This window comes from Flagellimonas eckloniae, from assembly GCF_001413955.1.
GTDB lineage: Bacteria > Bacteroidota > Bacteroidia > Flavobacteriales > Flavobacteriaceae > Flagellimonas > Flagellimonas eckloniae.
Window position 1 is genome coordinate 2,935,885 of record NZ_LCTZ01000002.1, and the last position, 20,940, is coordinate 2,956,824.

Below are 20,940 nucleotides of genomic sequence, written 5' to 3' on the forward strand. Positions count from 1 at the left end.
ATTTCTTAATTTCTCATTATCAGACGAGAAATTACTACAAACCCTACAGGAATTGGTGTTTTTTAATTTAAATGAACTCTAAAGGCATTTTGAATCAACGCCCATAGAAAACCATAAGACAAAACAAAAACAGTCTTAAATTGATTAAAAACCAATTGGTTTTAATAAAGAAAAATGATGGTTTTACATCATTACAATAGGGCCTAGCTATGTTAGCTTTTTTGCTCCAATTTTGCCCAAGTGTCCCTTAATGTAACCGTTCTGTTGAAAACTAAATTTTCTGCTGTTGAATCAGTGTCCACATTAAAATACCCAAGACGTTGAAATTGAAATCTATCTCCAACTTTCGCGTCTTTTAGACTTGGTTCTAAGTATCCAGTAATTTTTTGCAAAGAATCAGGATTTACGAATTCCATAAACTCTTTCTCTTTATGCGCATCTGGTGTGGCATCTGTAAAAAGACGATCGTACAGTCTCACCTCAGCGGTAATTGCATGTGGAACGGAAACCCAATGCAAGGTCCCCTTTACTTTTCGTAAACTTTCTTCTGTACCACTGCCACTTTTACTTTTAGGGTCATATGTACACTGAACTTCAGCTATGTTTCCATCAGCATCCTTAGTGCAACTTTCCGCTTTTATAATATATCCATTTTTAAGACGAACCTCGCCACCAAGCTTTAATCTAAAAAACTTGCGGTTGGCTTCTTCTCTAAAATCTTCCTGCTCTATGTACAACTCCTTAGAAAATGGAACTTGGCGGCTTCCAGCTGATTCATCTCCAGGGTTATTCTCAGCTTCCAACCATTCTTCCTTGCCTTCCTCGTAATTGGTGATGACAACTTTTAGTGGATTAAGTACGGCCATTACTCTCCGAGTAATTTTGTTCAGGTGTTCTCTAACATGAAATTCCAACAAAGAAACATCCACTACATTTTCTCTTTTGGCAATACCTATGGTTTCTGCAAAATTTCTGATAGATTCCGGAGTGTATCCTCTCCTTCTTAATCCTGATATGGTTGGCATGCGTGGATCATCCCAGCTGTCAACTACACCATTTTCCACCAATTGCAACAATTTTCGCTTGCTTACAACTGTATGACTAAGGTTTCTTCTGGCAAACTCACGTTGTTTGGGACGAAGTTTTTTAGAATCTACCAATTGGTCTAAAAACCAATTGTACAACTCTCTGTGTGGCAAAAACTCTAACGTACATAAGGAATGAGAGACTTGTTCTATATAATCGCTTTCACCATGGGTCCAATCATACATAGGATAAATACACCAATCGGTATTTGTTCTATGGTGTGGTTTGTGCAGCACACGATACATGATAGGGTCGCGCATTAACATATTAGAAGAAGTCATGTCAATCTTGGCTCGTAGTACATGTTTTCCTTCTTCAAAATCGCCATTCTTCATGCCTTCAAAAAGAGCAATATTCTCTTCTATGGATCTATTTCTGAACGGACTTTCTTTACCAGGTTCTGTTGGAGTTCCTTTCTGCTCTGCCATTTCCTCTGAACTTTGACTGTCTACATAAGCTTTGCCTTGCTTTATCAACTCAACCGCCCAGTCATAAAGCTGCTGAAAATAATCAGATGCATAACGTTCTGTATCCCACTCATACCCCAACCAAGAAACATCTTTCTTGATGGCTTCAACATATTCACTTTCTTCCTTAGCTGGGTTGGTGTCATCAAACCGAAGATTCACCGGAGCATTGTACCTAAGTCCTAATCCAAAATTTAAACAAATCGAACTGGCATGGCCAATATGGAGGTACCCATTTGGCTCTGGAGGGAACCGAAAACGCAAGTCTTGCCTTGTATAGCCTTCCTTCAAATCATCCTCAACAATATGCTCTATAAAATTCAGTGATTTCTCTTCTTCATCCATATCCAAAAATTGAAGCGCAAATGTAGTAAAAACGAGCGTTCATCGCGATTAATCATGCTTTGGTGTATACAAAGAAAGCCATTTTCACAACACTTTTGGTATCACCTACAACAATATCTTTCCATTCGATGAAAATAAAATCATATTTGTTATTAGAATATTATATGAAATAGTTGGTGTTTTTAACACCTAGAAGAACTGAACAAAATTAAGGGGCACAAATTATAGGGCAGTATTGCCCATAACCTCTTAAAACTAACGCTGATGAAGAAAACTAATTCGTATAATAGCATTCTTGTGATTGTATTTACAATTATGCTGCTTGGCGCCAACACTTTAACGGCACAAGTACTTAATCAACCTTTAGCGGCAGACAATCCAAATCTAGCAGGTAATTCTGCTTGGACGGCCGCATGTGCTTCTGATAGTTTCAATGAGTATTTCGTGGAATTTTCCTGGAACGCTCCTCTTGTGGACTCTTCCAATGAGTTTATCCTTGAACTTTCAGATTCCAATGGAAATTTTGGAGATCCCACCGAATTAAGTCGTGTTTCCAATGACAATATCGATTTTGAGGTACTGTTTCGATTTGAAGTTCCCAACACCGTTCGTGGTGAAAATTACAAGTTTAGAGTTCGTAGTACCAGTCCTGTAAAGACAAGTCCAGCTTCGGATGCTTATCCCATGCACTTTGTTGATTACAATTTACCCTTGTTGGTTAGTGAAGATGGAAGCGGAAGCATACCCCCAGGTGGAGAAATACAAATATGTGATGGGAATCCAGTAACATTGATGCCACACAACATTCCAAATGCAGATACATATCGATATAACTGGTATAGAAGCGGTACACTTTTATCAGAAAAATCAGAAAGTCTTACCGTATCTACTGCTGGTATGTATTACGTTGAACTTGATTACGGATCCGTATGCTCTGGTTCTGCAAACACACTTTCGAATACAATTGAAATTACCACAGGTAGTGGGTTGGGTGTAGCAATAAGTGGTTCTGATGATATTGGGCTTTGCTCTCCAGACCCATACACCTTACAAGCAAATCTAAATGGATCAGGCCTAACCTATACTTGGTACAAGGACGGCAACATCGTTTCAGGTCCCACACTAGAGGGGCATACTTACGATATTGACACCACGATAGATGGTTTTGCGGGATCGTACGAAGTTGAGACTGATGGTCCAAGCGCTTGTTTAGAAAGATCTTCTGCCGTTACGGTTAGGAATCTTGGAGACTTTGCTGTGACCAGGGAAAATGAGGAAAATATCGTTTTACTGCCATCCCAAAGCAAAACAATCTCTGTATCGTCTTCAGCGACCACTCCAACATATCAATGGTATAAAGACGGCACCCCGATTACAGATGCCACCAATAATATTTTGACTATTACAGAAACGGGCATTTACTTCGCTAGGGTCACTGAAAATGGTGGTGGTTGCTCAGGCGCTCCAAGGGATTCAGAAACCACAACTGTTGTTTCTCCAGATTCTTTTGAGTTTGTTGTAGACTATGCAGGAGCATATACCTCTTGTCAAAATACCGATGTAACGCTTAGCCTTTCAACTATAAATGCCGTTGGAGGTGGAGCAAGAACAGATGTCACATCTGACTTGCAATCAGCTTTTTCATACCAATGGGTAAACGAAGGAAGCAATATAAGTGGTGAAACATCCAAAACGATTACGATATCCAATTTTGAAAGCAACGGCACGTATAGACTTGACGGTAGCTTGGATAGTTTTACTGCAACTTCAAACGACCTACCTGTTAAACTTGTGGTGAACCAACCGTTGGAAATTAACGCTAATGGTACTGTTCTGTGTGATGGTGGAGACCCGATTGTATTCAATAGCTCTGAAGGTCTGGATGATGAAACTTTTGAATGGTTAAAAGATGGTGTTGTCATCGATACCACGACTGAAAATATTACTGCAACAGAAATTGGTGTTTATCAACTAGTCATAAAGACACATGACTGTCCTGTTATATCCAATGAAATCACAATTAGAGAATTTGATGAATCTCTTCTTGTGTTAGACGGATCTGAAGAAATTACAATTATTGAGGGTGAAACCGAAACCCTAACAGCGAGTGGCGCAGACTCTTATGAATGGTTTGATACCAACAATACCCTTTTAGGCTCACAGAACTTTTACTCTTTTGAAGCAGAGGGAGAATATCTTTTAGTTGCTGATTTTGGCAATTGTAGCATAAGCAAGATCATAACCGTCACTTACAGGGATACCTTTTCAATTCCAAATGTTATCACGGTTAATGGAGATGGCATAAATGATTTATGGGTTTTACCAAACACCTATTCAAGAAGCGAAGATGTTCTGGTAACAATTTATGATGAAAGGGGTAAAGAAATCTTTAGCCAAACCAATTATGAAAACAACTGGCCACAATCAACAACAGCCTTCAACAACCAAAATATGATTTTTTACTATACGGTTTCCAAAGGAGGTGAAAACCTAAAACAAGGAACCATAACAGTCATCAGATAAAAAGCATGCACACGAACAAACCTCTATTCTTACTACTCTTTTTTATGCTTGCCTTTTCTGGGTTACGAAGCCAGGAAGATAATGCATTTGTAGTATATGATGTTCCTTCCCAGAACCTTTTGAAATTCAATAGGTTCTTAATAAACCCAACTTTTTCAACGGTTAGGGAGGATAAATCATACATAAACCTATTTCATAGAAACCAATCGGTATCTTTTAATGATAACAATCAGGTTTATTTCTTGAGTTATAGTGGTAGAATAGGGGACCGTAGCGGTGTAGGTGCAAGTCTATTTACAAATAGAGAAGGGCTTTTTAACAATTTTGGTATTCATACAAACTATGCGTATGGCATAAAACTTAGTTCCAAAAGCAATTTCACATTTGGTGCAAATTTCTCATACTATCAAAGTGCATTCAATCAAAATAGAGCAAACGCTTTAGACAATGATCCGCTTTTAAACGGGTTGGAAAGTAGCTCTTTAATAACGTTTCAACCTGGGTTTAATATTTCCTATGGCAATTTTGATTTTGGTGCTTTTGCTGAAAATCTGTTTGATTATAATCTAAAAACCAGTGAGTCCGTTACCGAATTCAATGAAAAAACGTACTCTGGACACCTACAATATACCCATCAGTTTAAAAATGGTGCTGGATTGTTGGAACAAGCCAGGCTAATGCCTTTGGCCCGCGTAAGAAAGACTGGAGAGGAAAGTCTTACTCTAGGGGGAAACCTCCTTTTAGATTTGCCAAAACTAGGCTGGGTCCAAGCAGGATATGATGATTTTTATGGTGCTTCAGCCGGTCTAGGGTTTAACCTCAACAAAAATCTTTCTGTAGGATATACTGTTGAAAAAGGGTTGTCAAGCAGCTTTGAAAACTTTGGGGTTAGCCATGAGATTTCCTTGGCATACTCGTTTACTCCCAACCTAACTGAAGATAGAGTTATGTTAGAGCAGGAGAATGAGGACCTCGCAGAGGCTGATGAGACCCCTCAAGAAAACCTAACGCTTTCAGAAAAAGACCTAAAAATTGCAGAACTGGAGACAAAATTGGCAGAAAACGATGCCATATTGGACGAACTGTTATTACGACAAGATTCCATTGAAAATGCAAGAGAACGGGATTTAGAAAGACGGTTTGAAACTGTAATGAAAATGGTCAGACGGGAAACAAGAGGCGAAAAACCAGAACTTGAAGAAAAGGCCAAAGAAGTTTATTTCGCTAATATGGATAGCGCCGATGTGCTAACCAAAAAACCAATTCAACCATTGGCAAATCATGGCCTTTCCAATACAACGGCCTCCAAAAAGGTTATTCGTTTGAAAAACAAAACAAATGACCGTACCGTTGCCTCAAATAATAGAGTTGTAAAAAGCGATAAAACAAAACGATATTCTAGAAAAACAGTTGGTCGTTTCAAATCATTTAATATTCCAAATATTGAAAGTGGTCATTATTTGATTGCAAATGTTTTTAAAAACACTAAAAATGTAGATGATTTTGTACAACAATTGCAGGCGCAAGGTATTGACGCAGGTTATTTTGAAAACCCTAAGAACGGACTCAATTACGTCTATTTAAAAGGATATCAAAACAAAAGCGATGCCATTGACGCGTACCATTCCAAATTAAACGGAAATTATCAAGGAGATGCTTGGGTAATGAATGTTAATGGAGTTGATTCCTATAACAGTTTTGTTGCGGTGAAAAAAACAGCCAAATCAAAATATGGCAATACCGCCTTGAGCAAAAATATTGCTGAAAGCAAAAACAATCCTTCCCAAGTTTCGTATTCCACCCATAAAATTAATGGTTTGGGCTCTGGTTTCTACATTATAGCAAACGTCTTTGAAAATGCAAAGAATGCAAATCGTTTCGTAAAAGAATTAAATGCAAAAGGATTAAATGCAAGTTATTTTATTAATCCAGAGAACAATTACAGGTATGTGTACCTCAAAAAACACGAAACCTGGGGCAATGCCCTAACCTCATACTATTCCAAACTAAACGCCTCGTATGATGATCAAATGTGGATCATGCGAGTAAAACCAAATACCAACAGTTAAAATGACCCGCAACTTTCTTAAAACAATTCTATGCCTATTAGGCATATGGTTTCTTGGCCTTTATGGTCACGCACAAGAAGTGCCGTTTTCACCTCGACTTGATGATGGTGGAAACACATATCTTAATATAAAGGGAGACTATACTTTCTTGTCCAATAGTGTGATGAACAGCGTTTCTGACGGACATGATGTCAACACTCCATATAACGGAAACGGAAGTAACAATAGTCTTCATGTGGAATATGTGGATATTGACTCTGACCCCTCAACCTTTAATTCAAGTAGCTCCACACTTTCCGTCCCCGCTTGCTCCCAAATCTACTGGGCAGGACTATACTGGGCGGGAAACTATGACGTGGAACGCGACGGGGACCACCGTAGCAGATATGAAAGTGGTTATACAGATGATTCCAATCATTACGATGTAACCCAAGTAAAACTAAGAATTCCAGGAAGTACCACATATATAGACCTTCAAGCGGACACCGCGGCCGACCCTGTTGGTGAAGAAGATGATATTATTGTAAATGGATATAACACCCTTCCCAATGATCCTTATGTTTGCTATAAAAATGTAACGAACATTCTTCAAGGACTTGCAGACCCCAATGGGGATTATTTTGTTGGAAATGTTAGGGGAACAAGAGGAGCAACATCATATGGTTGCGCCGGATGGACCTTGGTCGTCATTTATGAAAACCCAACCCTTACAGGTAAATACATATCAGTTTTTGATGGATATGAGGGAATTACAACGCAATCTGGAAATCAAAGCGCAGATATTACAGTTTCAGGCTTTAATACAATTCCAACCGGTCCTGTAAATGCCAGAATTGGTGTAAGTACGCTAGAAGGGGAAACTTCATTGGATGGTGACACTTTTGGTATTGTTTCAAATAGCAGCGCGTCCTTTACAGATATAACAAACGCCGCGAACCCTGATGACAACTTCTTTAATTCAACAATTACAGATGATGGTGCCAATGTAACCTCACGAAACATAAACAGTACCAACGCAATTGGTTTTGATTCCGACGTATTTGATCTTAACAACCCAAGCAATAGTATTATCGATAATGATGATACCAGTGCCACGTTGAGATTGGGAACAGATGGTGATTGGTTCGCCTCATTTTTAGTCACTTTTGGCATAGAAATAATAGAACCTGACATTGTCCTAGAGAAAAAAGTGGAGGATATTGGAGGTAACGATATTACCGGACTAGGCGTTAATTTGGGACAACAATTAGATTATGTGCTCTCCTTTGTGAACACAGGAAATGACGACGCAACCAATTATACGATACGGGACATTCTTCCAATTAATGTAACCTTGGATGAAACCACTTTGACACTTCCCGGTGTTGGTGATGGTGACCCCACGAATGATGTAACATATACGTACAATAGTACAACAAGAGAGGTTATATTCTCCATTCCAGATAGCTATGTTGAAGAAGGAGATCCCATTTCCGAAATTCGGATGAGGGTACAAGTTGCGGAAAATTGCTTTGATTTTGTTGATGCCTGTACCGATATCATTGAGAACCTTGCTTACTCTACCTATGAGGGTGTAATAAATGACAACCAAATCAGTGATGACCCCAGTGTATCAGATTTTGATGATTGTGGGTTTACCACTCCAGGTGCAACAAACTTTCTCTTAGATGACTTAACGGGTTGTAATTATACTAGAACCGTTCTTCTTTGTGGAGCTGACGTTACATTAGATGCAGGTGATAATTTTGATAACTACGTTTGGTATAGAGATGAAAACGGCAATCAAGAAATTGATGGTGCCGATACTATTCTGACCGATGGTGATCCGGATGGAGACCCAAGCACATTTTTAGTGGATGAAGCAGCCACCTATATGGTTGACAAACAAGTTGCGGATCCATGTAAGGATTTTGCAGAGATAATCATTGTTGAATTGTTTGGTGCCACGCAATCCAATCCCATTACGGCGTTAATAAATGACACAACAAATACGGTTGATGGTGAGATTGTTGTTTGTCCCAATGATGGTAGTGAACTCCCACAAATCTTTTTATGTGGATTAAACGACACAGAGCTTGTGCAGATAAACATCCCTGATGCAGATAGTATTGAATGGGAACAATTGGATGAAACCAGTTGTGCAGCAGCAACTGCCGATTGTGCAAACACAAACAACTCTTGTACTTGGAATAATGTTGGTGGCGGAAGTGATTTTCTTGCTTCTGATGCTGGGCAATACCGTCTTGTAATAAACTATCAAAACGGATGTTTTAGTCGGTTCTATTTCAATATTTTCAAGAATCCGCTAGACCCACAATATACTTCTAGGGACCTTATCTGTAGTTCTGATGGTAATATTACAGTTACCAACATGCCCTTGGATTATGAATATCGTTTGATTGACCAAACTACTGGAAACGAATTAGTTGCCTATAATTCTAATCCAAGTTTTACCATTACCAGTAACGGCGCTTATACTGTTGAAATGAGACAGCAAGGTGTAGTTGATGGTTGTGTTTTTGTACTGGACAACATTGGTATATTGGATAGGGACTTTCAAGTTGATGTTGAAACAAAGGATACAGACTGTAATGGTTTGGGAGAAATTGAAATATCCATCCTCAATGTAGAGGCTCAATATTATTATGAAATCTCTCAAGGAGGAACAATTGTAGACACTTTTGGGCCCTCTAATGATAATAATTACACTTTTGAAAATTTAAATGATGGTGTTTATGATGTTTCCATTTCAACAGATGATGGATGTACTTACTCAGAACAAGTTACCATCAATGACGTTACGGATTTAGCTGTAACCGCCTTAACGACCAAAAACATTGATTGTACAGATGGTATTGTCACTGTAACTGGCTCTGGAGGTTTTCCAAACCCAGATTACACCTATGCAATTTGGAGCTATAATGGAGTAGATCTTTACACGGATGTGGGTGATATTCCAGGTGGTGCCTACCAAGTAGTGAACGATTTCACTTTTACCAATGGTGAAGAAGGGGATTATGAATTTATTGTGGTTGATGGAAACAACTGCTCTTTTGTTTCAAATAGTGTGTCAATTGTTGTTGCCCCCTCAGTTGAATATACTACGTCTTTAACGGATGAAACTTGTTTTGGCATAGCCGATGGCACATTTGCTGTCAATGTAACCAATTCTAATGGATATACATTATCATACACATTAACATATCCTGACGCTTCAACTGCAGCAAATACTTCAGGTTCATTTACAGGATTGCCACAAGGCAATTATTCTTTGGCCATTACCCAAACCCAAGGTTCTGTTTCCTGTGATTTTACAGAAACTTTTACCATAGGTGGGCAAGCAAGTGGTATTAGCGGAGACGCAGTGTTGATTCAAGATTATACTTGTTTGCAAGATGGAATTATAGAAGCTCAAAATGTTGCCGGCGGTACCGCACCCTACGAATATAGTATAGATGGTATCAACTTTTCAAGTGCTGTAGGCGCAGAAACTTTTTCAAACCTTACCAATGGCACATATACAATAACCATTCGAGATGCGAACAACTGTACTTTTGCCACAAATTCGATTACGTTAGACCCATTAAATCCACCTTCAGATTTAACTTTCGTTGCCACTACACCTAATTGTCCTTCGTTGACTTCAGATGTAACCGTAACCGTGGTGGATGGAAATACCCCATTCGTTTTTGAGATTACTGCACCTTTACCTATTGCCGCGACCTCCATAACTGGAGCCTCTGCAGATTTTGATGGACTTGCTCCCGGAACCTACACTTTTCAAGTTACCGATGACAAAGGCTGTGTTTACAGTGAATCTTTCACAATAAACCCTGTAAGCGAAATTAATGTTACAGGACAGTTAGTAAGCAATATTAGCTGTTTAACCGATACGGATGGTGAAGTTACTTTCACCGTTGCTGATTTTAATACTGATTTCAATTACTCCGTAACTGGTCCATCAAACTTTTCAGGCACCAACGAAACAAATGGTACAATTCCCTTAACAGGATTGGATGATGGAACCTATACTATAGTTGTAACGGATAATCTTACCTATTGTACTGCAACAACAGATGTAACCGTGAATGCTCCAGCCGCAGCCCTAACAATAGGCGCCGCCGAAACTCAACCAACGTGTATTGTTGATGGAAGCGTAACACTGACCTCTACTGGAGGATGGGGTGGAAATACATTTACGCTTACCAATCCAGACGCCTCAACTTTTGGAACAAATAGCACTGGAACTTTTAATACACTTACCCAAACTGGAACATATACGGCCTCAGTAACTGATGTCAATGGCTGTATTGTTACAACAACATTCGATTTAGACCCGGCAATCGCCCCTGTATTGGCAATCGTGCCAAATAATACCTGTTTTGATGATGCCGTTGGTTTAACCCTAACAGCTAATGTGACTTCAGGAGGAGATGGAAATTTTGAGTACAGCCTTAATGGTGGTGCTTTTGGAACAAACAATGTTTTCACAGGATTGACATCAGGAACCTATACTATTGATGTAAGAGACGGTAAAAATTGTACAGACTCTGAGTCCATAACAATAAACCCAGAATTAAGTGTTGTGGCCTCGGCTCCAAACATTACTGCTTGTGCAACTACCACTGATGTAGACATAACTGCAGCAGGTGGCGATGGAAACTATGTGTATGCCATTGTTTCAGATGGCGTAACTCCAGTATCAGGAGATTTTGCCACAACAAACCCTATAACCGTATCATCAGATGGAGACTACGATGTATATGTAAGGGACAACAGTGGAAATGCAGGCTATTGCGAAGCTTCCTATGATATTACAATTGTTCAAGACACAGCCTTATCAATTTCTGTGTCCGATTCAGGAATCCAATGTAGTGGTGAGGCTCAAGCAACTATAACAATAACGGCAACTGGAGGCGAAGCGCCTTACCAATTCAGTATAGATAATGGTGCCAACTATCAACCATCGAATACTTTTGTGAATCAGCTTGCAGGTAGTTATAATATTAGAGTGCGTGATGCCAACAACTGTGACGTAACGGATATTTATACGATTACCGAACCGTTGACCTTGTCTGCATCCGCTGCAGTTACCCAATTGGCAGAGTGTAATCCAGGTCTTGGGGCCGAAGTACGGGTTACAAATGCAATTGGGGGAACAGCTCCCTATGAATATAGTTTTGATGGTGGTACAAACTACTCAACAAATCCAATCGGGTTCTTGCTTCCAGGAACACATACCGTATACCTAAGGGACGCAAACAACTGTACATTCCCAATGACGGTTACCATTGATCCCGAACCAACGCCCCCAGGAATCGTAACGGCTGTTGCGTATGAATGTGATGGCGAAGGAGTTGTTACCATTACGCCAGATAGTGCTGATTTTGACTACACCTATGAACTTGATGGAACCCCAAATACTCCAGCAACATCCAATATTTTCTCAGATATAGCAACTGGCTCACATACAATTACAGTTAATTACACAAGCAATATAGCCCCAACACCTAGCGTCTTGTTATTGGAGGATTTTGGTACTGGGCCAAACACCTCAATTCCTCAAATTGATGGTGATTATTATTGTTATGATCCCCAAAACGGAAGTACTACACCTTGTAGTCCTCTAGATGGACGAACCACCAACAGCGGTAACTCCCGTATAAATGATTTGGAATACTCGGTTACAAGCAATATTGTGAGTCCCTTTGGTGCATGGACAAGCCCGAATGATGCTTCATTAACACCAAATGGAAGGTATTTAGCAGTAAACGTAGGTGATCCCGGGGTAAATACAATTGTCTATTTTAAGGAAGATATTGAAGTAATCCCCAATAGGGATGTTGAGTTTTCACTAGCCGTATTTAACTTAGTTGATCAAGGCCGTAATCTTATAGAGCCTAATATACTCGTAGAGCTTGTAGATCCATCTGGAGTAATAATCGCTTCTGGAACCACTGGTCTAATTCCTGAAAATACAGGCCCAAACGATTGGCAAAACCTAACAATTCCAGCTCTTAACCCAGGAGCTAATACAACTATTGACATTGTTATTAGGACCATTGCAACTGGAACAAATGGTAATGATGTTGCTATAGATAATATTCAGGCTATTCAGATACCTGAAGTTTGTGCGGGCTCATTAACTGTGGATGTCAACATAGAAGATGGAAATGCATTTGATGCAGCCGTAACTGCTTTCTCCGATATTTCATGTAACACTGGAACCGATGGTTCCATAACTTTTGAAGTAGAAAATTTTGATGTTAATTTCGAATATCAAGTAAATGGAGGTGGATACTCCGCCCTACAAACTACAAGTCCAATAAACCTAACCGGATTATCTGCAGGGGATTACGATATAGATGTAAGGACAACAGACAACTTTGGAAATACGTGTACAACATCCTTTAGCCAAACACTAACGGAACCAAATGCCGTAGTGGCTTCTGCTTCACTTACTAGCGTATTGACCTGTACTAACGGAGGCGCAACCATTACCGCCTCTGCGACCGGAGGAACCCCTGCTTATGAGTATCAATTGGAAGATGGAGTTGGTGGTATTATCACTGGTTTCGATTATGCAACCAATGGAAACAACACCGTTTTTACTGGATTGGCTGTTGGAGATTATATTGTTCGCGCCAGGGACACCAATCTCTGTGAGGACCCCATTGATACGGCCATTACCATTGCTGATTATATTGATGTAACTTTTACCTCAGCGCCAACTGCGTGTTACAGCGGAAACAATGATGGAACAATTCAAGTTGATGTTACAGCAGGTAATGGAGATTATCAGTTCAGTATAGATGGTGGGCCATGGACAATACCAAATACCAGCACGACACGACACATATTTGACAATCTAACACCTGGCACCTATACCATAGATGTACTTGATGGTTTTGGTTGTACTGGAATCCAGCAAAATATTACCATTAACCCCCAGCTCACAGCAAGTGCTGCATTGACTAACGATCTTACCTGTTTGGTAGATGCTTCGGTAACCATTACAGCAGGTGGCGGTTCCGGAAGCTACTCGTATGAATGGTCTAACGATGGGGGAACGAATTACTTCAACACCAATTTTACCGGTTCCCAATTTTCAACAACCACGGCTGGAACATATCAATTTAGGGTGACGGATACCACAGCTCCAACAGCTTGTACCGTTGTTACCAATGTAATTATTGTTACACCCGTTGCAACCCCAATAATTACTTCGGTAACCCCAACACACGTTATTTGTAACGGGGACAGTAATGGTTCGTTGGATGTAGTGATTGATACTTCGGTTGGGCTTGCTCCCTACACTATTGAGGTGGTTGAAATCAATGGCCCAACAAATTACGGTACACAAACCTCAGGTTTACCAGCCGGAGACTACGAGGTTACAATTACTGACGACAAGGGGTGTGTTTCTGCGCCTACTTCGGTTAGTATCACCGAGCCAAACGTAATGAATTACACTGTAACAAGTGTTCCTATAACCTGTGACACTTCTGGAATGACAACTAGCCCAGGTTCAATTGCGGTTAGCGGCATAACTGGGGGTACTGCAGAATACACCTATTATCTAACGGCCAACAATGGAATTTCACCTCAAACCTATACCACGACTTCAGGTGCAAGAGACCATACTTTTACAATTCTAACTTTTGGTATTTATCAAGTCGATGTGGTTGATGCCAACGGATGTTCTGCATTTAGCACAGAGGTCATTGCTTCTCCTCCAAATGATTTGGATATAGATGTGAGTACTTTGACTTCTGACTGTACTACAGGTGGTACCGCTATCGTGACCGTAGGAGCCTCTGTTGGAAGCGGAAACTATGAATTTGCTATATTAGAAACCTTTACCCCGCCATATTCTTCTAGCTATGTGTCTCCTGATACTCCTGGGGGCAGCGTTGCAACCTTTACCGGACTAACACCTGGAATATCTTTTACATTTGTTGTTTTTGATATAACTACGAATTGTTATTATTTTGAAACTGCAGCGGCCCCAATAAACACACCATCTAACATGACGGCTACATTGGACGAAGTTGCCAACGTGACCTGTACTGGTTCGGCCGATGGAAACATCTCCTTTACGTTTGACAATTATGATGCTGGTGCAACTGATGTAACTTATGAAATCTTTAATTCCCAATCCAATTTAACTACCGGGCATTCTGGCACAACCTCTGTAAACCCTCCAACTGGAGCTATTGCAATAACCGATTTTGCAACACTGGCCCCTGGGGAATATTATCTCTTGCTTACTGAAGTAGGCGGGCCATTTAATGGTTGCTCCGTATTAGGAGGAGAATTCACTATTCGTGAATCCGTGAATGCATTAAGTGTAACCGCTACAGCAACCAATGATATAGATTGTGGTGCGGATACCGGGACCATTACTGCAATTGCCCAATTTGGCACAGGACCATATGAATATCAATTGGAACTACAGACGGCAACTCCTCCAACAGCAGCTACATGGATTGGCGTAAATACGACCGGATTCTTCAGTGGGCTTGCCAATGATGACTACACCGTTTACGTAAGGGATGCCTACGGCTGTATTATAGATTTTGATATTACCGTTGGTTTGGACGCAAGGCCTGAAATTGCTATAGCTGTAGTTGATCAATGTGTTGCCGAAGGGACGTTTGAAGTCTTGGTTACCCTAAGTTCAAGTGCGCCAGGAATTGCTCCCTATCAAATAAGAGTTAATGGAGGTGCTTACCAAAACATTACATTTAACGGAAGTAATCAATATACTGTTACCGGATTAAGTTCGGGGCTTAACCAAAGTATCGCCGTTCGCGATGTTACTGGATGTCCAGACACGGATACTTTCAATATTCAGCCTCCGTTGCAATTTAATGCTACCCTTACAACTTTGTTGGATTGTGAAACAGCGCCCAACGACAATGCGGAAATTACTATCGATGTGACTGCTGGTTCGGGCACTTACGATTACGAAATAGATGGCCCTGGTGCCGTTGACCAAACAAGAACTGCAATGGGAGGAACTTCCCTAACCTGGTCTGATGCTAGCCTAGCTGGTTCTTACACGGTTACAGTTTATGATACTTCAACATCAGTTCCTAATTGTTTAGGTTCAATAATTGTTGATGTTCCTGCAGCCGTGACTCCATCATTTAGTGTTACCTCATTTACTGATGTTACCTGTAACGGTGATGACAATGGAACGATCTCGGTTGCTGCCGTTGATCTTGGCACAGGCCCCTATTCTTTTGAAATAATCTCTGGCCCTGGAAGCACGGCAACTTTTCCAATACTTCCAACAAGTAATAATAACACGACTTCAACTTTCACAGGATTGGAGGGAACTGCAGTAGGAATAACCTATACCGTAGAAGTAACTGCGGCTGATGGCCAGTGTACAACAACACAAACACAAGTGATAACACAGCCTGATGGGATTACAAATATTGATGCAACTGTGGTTGAATTCGGTTGTGCCGTTGGAAACAACGTGAACAACGCTTCAATAACCATTAATGATGCCTCAACAGCATTGCCAATTGGTCCTATTTCCGGTGGAAGCGGCACCTATGTTATCTATGAGTTTATTGAAGAGGATGACCCCAATACAGTACCTGTCGAAGCGCCTGCTATCGTTCAGTCCGGGCCAAATCAGACCTTTATAGAAACTGATATTGCTGGAGGAGTTTATACCATCAATGTTTATGACGACAATGGTTGTGTTGGCACTACAACAGCAACAATAAATCCTTTTGATGAGTTGCTAAGTGCTAGTGCAGTAATCGATGTTGCAGCAACATGCGTTTCAGGTGAAGACATTACCATTACAGCAATAGGCTCCCTTACAACTTCTTTAACAACACCTGCCAACTATGAGTTTAGGTTGTTGCCAAGTGGAGGTTTTCAGGCTTCAGGCAGCTTTACAGGATTGCCCATTGGAATAAACAATTTTGAGGTAAGAAATACTGTTACCGGATGTATCATAGCAATTTCCCATGACGTTGCTGATCCAGAAGTACTGGATTTAATAGTAGTCAATACCACGGACATCACCTGTTTTGGTGACACCAATGGAACAGTAGAATTGGATTTACAAGATGCAACGAGCACTACCTATGCAAGCGCAACCAATTACACACTTTATTATGATGTAAATGGAACGCCTACCAATTTATTGGATGATGTAACCTCAACTGGAACAGATGCTGATGGTAGTTTTACCATTACAGGGCTAGCTGCAGGAACATACTATGTTGAAGTGGAAGATACCAATCCTCCAGGTTCAGCGTGTACCTACGCACAATCTTTCAATATAGCCGGACCCAGCGTTGGAATATCCGCGTCCACCCAAGTTACACCCGTTACTTGTGTTAATGATGGTAGTATAGAAATTATTAATCCTGCTGGTGGATGGGGCGGCTATACCTACTTTGTAGATTTAGCTTCAAGCCTTGCACCAAGAAGCTACCAAGCTTCTCCTTTGTTTACTGGTTTAGCGGGAGGCGCTAGCCCTGGAACTGATTATCAAGTTTGGGTGGCAGACCAAAATGGGTGTGAATTCCAGTTGCCCAATGAGACCTTGGTTGATCCAACAGCTATTACAGCAACACTTCAAATCAACCAAGATAATTGTACCGCACTTCAGGGAGAAATTGAAGTGACTGGAACTATAGGGGGTCAAGGTTCAAACTACACCTACCAACTTATCCGAAACGGAAGCAACATAGGGTCTCCACAAACAAATCCTGTATTCTCAGGATTGGGTGCTGGTTCTTATGAAGTTTTGATTGCTGATCAGTGGTCTTGTGACGAAAGGGTTGGGCCCGTAGTCTTACTGGATGAAATGGTTGCAACTGCCACAGTTGTTAAACCTATTGATTGCTCTGGTAACCCTGGTGGACAAATTACAATCACTGTAAATGGTGGTTCGTCTAACCTATCTTATGATGTGCTTTTTCCTGACGGAGTAACCACACAGAATAACGCAACGGGAATCTTTACTTCATTGACTGATCCAGGAACATATTCCTTTACTGTAACTGACAATGGTACAGCTACCTCATGTATGGTAAACATCACGCAAGACTTAGATGGTGCTGTTGATCCTGACATTACCAACGTAATCATGGTTCCTGTAAGTTGTAATGGTGGTTCGGACGGAAGTCTAACGGTGGAATTGGATCCGGCTTCAGCAGTTAATCCTGTTTATACTTATGAACTTTATGAGGCTTCAGACCTTGTTACACCCTACAGATTTGCACAAACCAGTGCAACATTTGATAACCTTCCTCAAGGTGGTTATCGAGTTCGTGTAATTTCCGCAAGAGCTTGTGAGGATTTCCATGATGAAACCGTTACGGAACCTACTGCTCTTATTGTTTCAGCTACTGCAACACCATTCGCGTGCAACGCAAGCAATACGGTTAACACATCAACTATTACTGCAAGCGCTTCAGGAGGAACAGGCCCTTACTTGTATAGTATTGATAATACAAATTTCCAGACGTCCAATACTTTTGATGTAATTGATAATGGTGCGGTTCAGAATATAACCGTTTATATAACTGATGCCAATTCCTGTTCAGAAACAGCAACAGTAGCACCTATTGAACCTATCAATGTGTTTACTGCAAACGTAACCCTGAACAATGGAGGAATAAGTTGTGCAGGCCCAGAAGAAGTGTTGATTACCGTTACTGATAATGGAAACCTGGCAAACACCTATACTTACGAGTTGTTGCCTGTTGGAAACCCATTAGGAACCGAAATACCTACGCTTTCTAATGTTACAACAACCTTTAATCTGACTGAACCTGGAAGTTATACCTTCAGAATTACAGATAATACTACCGGTTGTTATCTTGATACCGCTCCATATGAGATTATGCCTTATGATCTCATCGAAGTTGTTGCAACACCAACAGCTCCTGCTATCTGTTTTGGTGATACCAACGGCGCGCTGGAAATTAATGTAACTGGATATACCGGAACATATGATTATGAAGTGTTCAATGCTGATGGAACTACCGCTGGATTAACTGGAAGTGGAAACACTAGTACTAATCCATTGACAATCTCTGGACTTGGTGGCGGAAACTATTTTGTAAGAGTAATCGAAACTTCAAATCCATTGTGTATTGAAGATTCGAATACCATAACCATTGTATCACCGGACATGGCATTAACAGCAACACCTGTTGAAGTTGCCAATGTTACCTGTACCAACGATTTAGGGGAAATTGAAGTGTCGCCTACTGGTGGGTTTGCACCATATGACATACAATTGACCAACACTACAACTACCCAAGTGTACAATGTAACTGATGTGGTGAGTTTTGTATTCTCCAATCTTTCTGCAGGACTTTTTGATGTCCAGATTACAGATGACAATGGATGTATTATCAACGAGCCCATTACATTGGTTGAGCCTACTCCAATTACTGCTGATATTGATGCAACTCCAACAAACCTTGTTTGTTATGGAGATACAAATGCAACCGTAACAGCAATAAATGTCTTGAATGGAGAAGGAGTTTATCAATATGTATTGAACATATACGACCCAACCGGTACCACAATTACATTTAGTTCCGGTGCACAATCTAGTCCTGTTTTCAATAATCTTGGCGCAGGAGTCTATAGTGTTACCGTTTCTGATGGATGGAGCTGTGGTATGGAAACAACTCAGGTTACCATTTCCGAACCGGTAGAGGTAATGGCCAATCTAATTCAGTTAACACAGCTTACCTGTACCGCTCAAGCTCAAATAGAGCTTTCCGCCACAGGAGGAACTGGTCCATATGAATTTAGTGTAGATGGAAGCCCTGGCTCATATACCGCAATGACCGGGGGAACAATCCATACATTCACTGTGCCAGCAGGTCCTTACCAGTATTATGTTCGCGATGCCTTTGGTTGTGATGCCATGATATCCAACCAGGTAACTGTTGACCCAATAGTTCCGTTAGATGTAATAATTGATGATAGTGCAGCTCTTATCAATTGTACCGGAGAAGCTTCTGCCACTATAATCGCAAATGCTTTTGGAGGCCTAGGAAACTATTCGTACGAGTTATTTACGGATGCAGGATTGACCAATTCCGTAGCCGGACCTCAAACTACAGGAGAATTCAATGCACTTATTGCCGGAAGCTACTACGTACATGTTACCAGTATGGATTGTGAGGCCACAAGTACCGAAATTACTATTGTGGATCCTATTCCATTACAAATAGATAGACAAGAATCTACAGATGTAACCTGTGCAGGGTTGGACGATGGTACAATTACTGTTGAGGTTTCTGGTGGAACTGGGGAGATTCTTTACGCCATTACACCAAACCTGAATCAGTTTGACAGCGTAAATACCTTTGAAGACCTTTCTCCTGGAATATATGATGTCATTGCCCAGGATAGAAACGGTTGTTTTGAAACATTCCAGTTTGAGATTTTGCAACCGGAGCCGCTTCAAATTCAGGCTATAAATATTATGCATGAGGTGTGTTTCAATAGTGAAGATGGTTCTTTTGAGCTTGATATTGTTGGCGGTACTGCCCCTTATTCATCAAGTCTTAACTCTAACTTGGATACAGACTTTGTTCCAGATCAAGTATTGTTCCAGAACCTACCAGCAGGAACCCATGTTGTATTTGTTAGAGATGCCCAAGGTTGTGATACCAATCTTATTGTTGAGATAAATCCTGGTGTAAATCTAGCAGCTACGGTTACTCCAATATATGTGTGTTCTGGAATAGTTCCAGACAACTCATTGGAAATTGTATTTGATGATCCCTCTGTTTCAACAAATGTTCTATATGCAATAGATTCAACCGACCCTGTTGATATGCAGTTAAACGCAGATTTTACAAACATGGCTGCAGGAGATCATTACCTCACAATAGCGCATTCCAATGGATGTATCAACACCATAGATTTCAGCATTACTGGATTTGAACCTCTTGAGTTGGTTTTGGAAAACAGTAATATCAATGAAATTACAGCTACCGCTACAGGTGGTCTAGAAGATTATACTTTCTATTTTGGTGATATTGACAATGGAACGGACAATACTTTTATCATAAATAGAACTGATACCTACCCAGTAACCGTTATTGATCAGAACGGTTGTGAAGTTACTTTGGAAATCTTTATGGAATTCATAGATATTGAAACTCCCAACTTCTTCACTCCTGATGGAGATGGTCTAAACGATACCTGGTTGCCAGACAATTTAGAGGCCTTCCCTAACGTACTAATGATCATTTTTGATCGTTATGGTAGAGAGCTCTATCGCATGAGATACGGTGATATTGGTTGGAACGGTATTTACAACAATAGTGAGCTGCCAACCGGTGATTATTGGTACATCATAAAACTACAGGGTGAGAACGATGACCGTGAGTTTGTTGGACATTTCACCTTATATAGACAATGATAGCTTAACCTACAAC

4 protein-coding genes are annotated in these 20,940 nt (G+C 40.6%); 3 read left to right on the forward strand and 1 reads right to left on the reverse strand.

The features are described from left to right. Window positions 1-212 precede the first annotated feature (212 nt). Complete coding sequence (locus AAY42_RS12645; RefSeq protein WP_055395764.1) at window positions 213-1,898, reverse strand: glutamine--tRNA ligase/YqeY domain fusion protein; 1,686 nt, start codon at window positions 1,896-1,898, stop codon at window positions 213-215. Window positions 1,899-2,162: 264 nt separating this feature from the next. Here AAY42_RS12645 and AAY42_RS12650 point away from each other — a divergent pair, with 264 nt between their 5' ends. The 3 genes from AAY42_RS12650 to AAY42_RS18370 are packed head-to-tail and all read left to right on the forward strand — an operon-like array spanning window position 2,163 to window position 20,924. Continuing rightward, complete coding sequence (locus AAY42_RS12650) at window positions 2,163-4,421, forward strand: T9SS type B sorting domain-containing protein (protein ID WP_055395766.1); 2,259 nt, start codon at window positions 2,163-2,165, stop codon at window positions 4,419-4,421. 5 nt (window positions 4,422-4,426) lie between these two features. Next, window positions 4,427-6,490: a PorP/SprF family type IX secretion system membrane protein gene (locus tag AAY42_RS12655; protein WP_055395768.1), complete on the forward strand. Its 2,064-nt coding sequence runs from the start codon at window positions 4,427-4,429 to the stop codon at window positions 6,488-6,490. 1 nt (window position 6,491) lies between these two features. Next, window positions 6,492-20,924, forward strand: coding sequence for a T9SS type B sorting domain-containing protein (locus AAY42_RS18370; protein WP_055395770.1), 14,433 nt, complete (start codon window positions 6,492-6,494; stop codon window positions 20,922-20,924). Window positions 20,925-20,940: the final 16 nt, after the last annotated feature.

Bases quoted from the DNA above. Each gene is read 5' to 3' on its own strand.
- AAY42_RS12645 (WP_055395764.1), bottom strand. From the start codon at position 1,898: ATGGATGAAGAAGAGAAATCACTGAATTTTATAGAGCATATTGTTGAG.
- AAY42_RS12650 (WP_055395766.1), top strand. From the start codon at position 2,163: ATGAAGAAAACTAATTCGTATAATAGCATTCTTGTGATTGTATTTACA.
- AAY42_RS12655 (WP_055395768.1), top strand. From the start codon at position 4,427: ATGCACACGAACAAACCTCTATTCTTACTACTCTTTTTTATGCTTGCC.
- AAY42_RS18370 (WP_055395770.1), top strand. From the start codon at position 6,492: ATGACCCGCAACTTTCTTAAAACAATTCTATGCCTATTAGGCATATGG.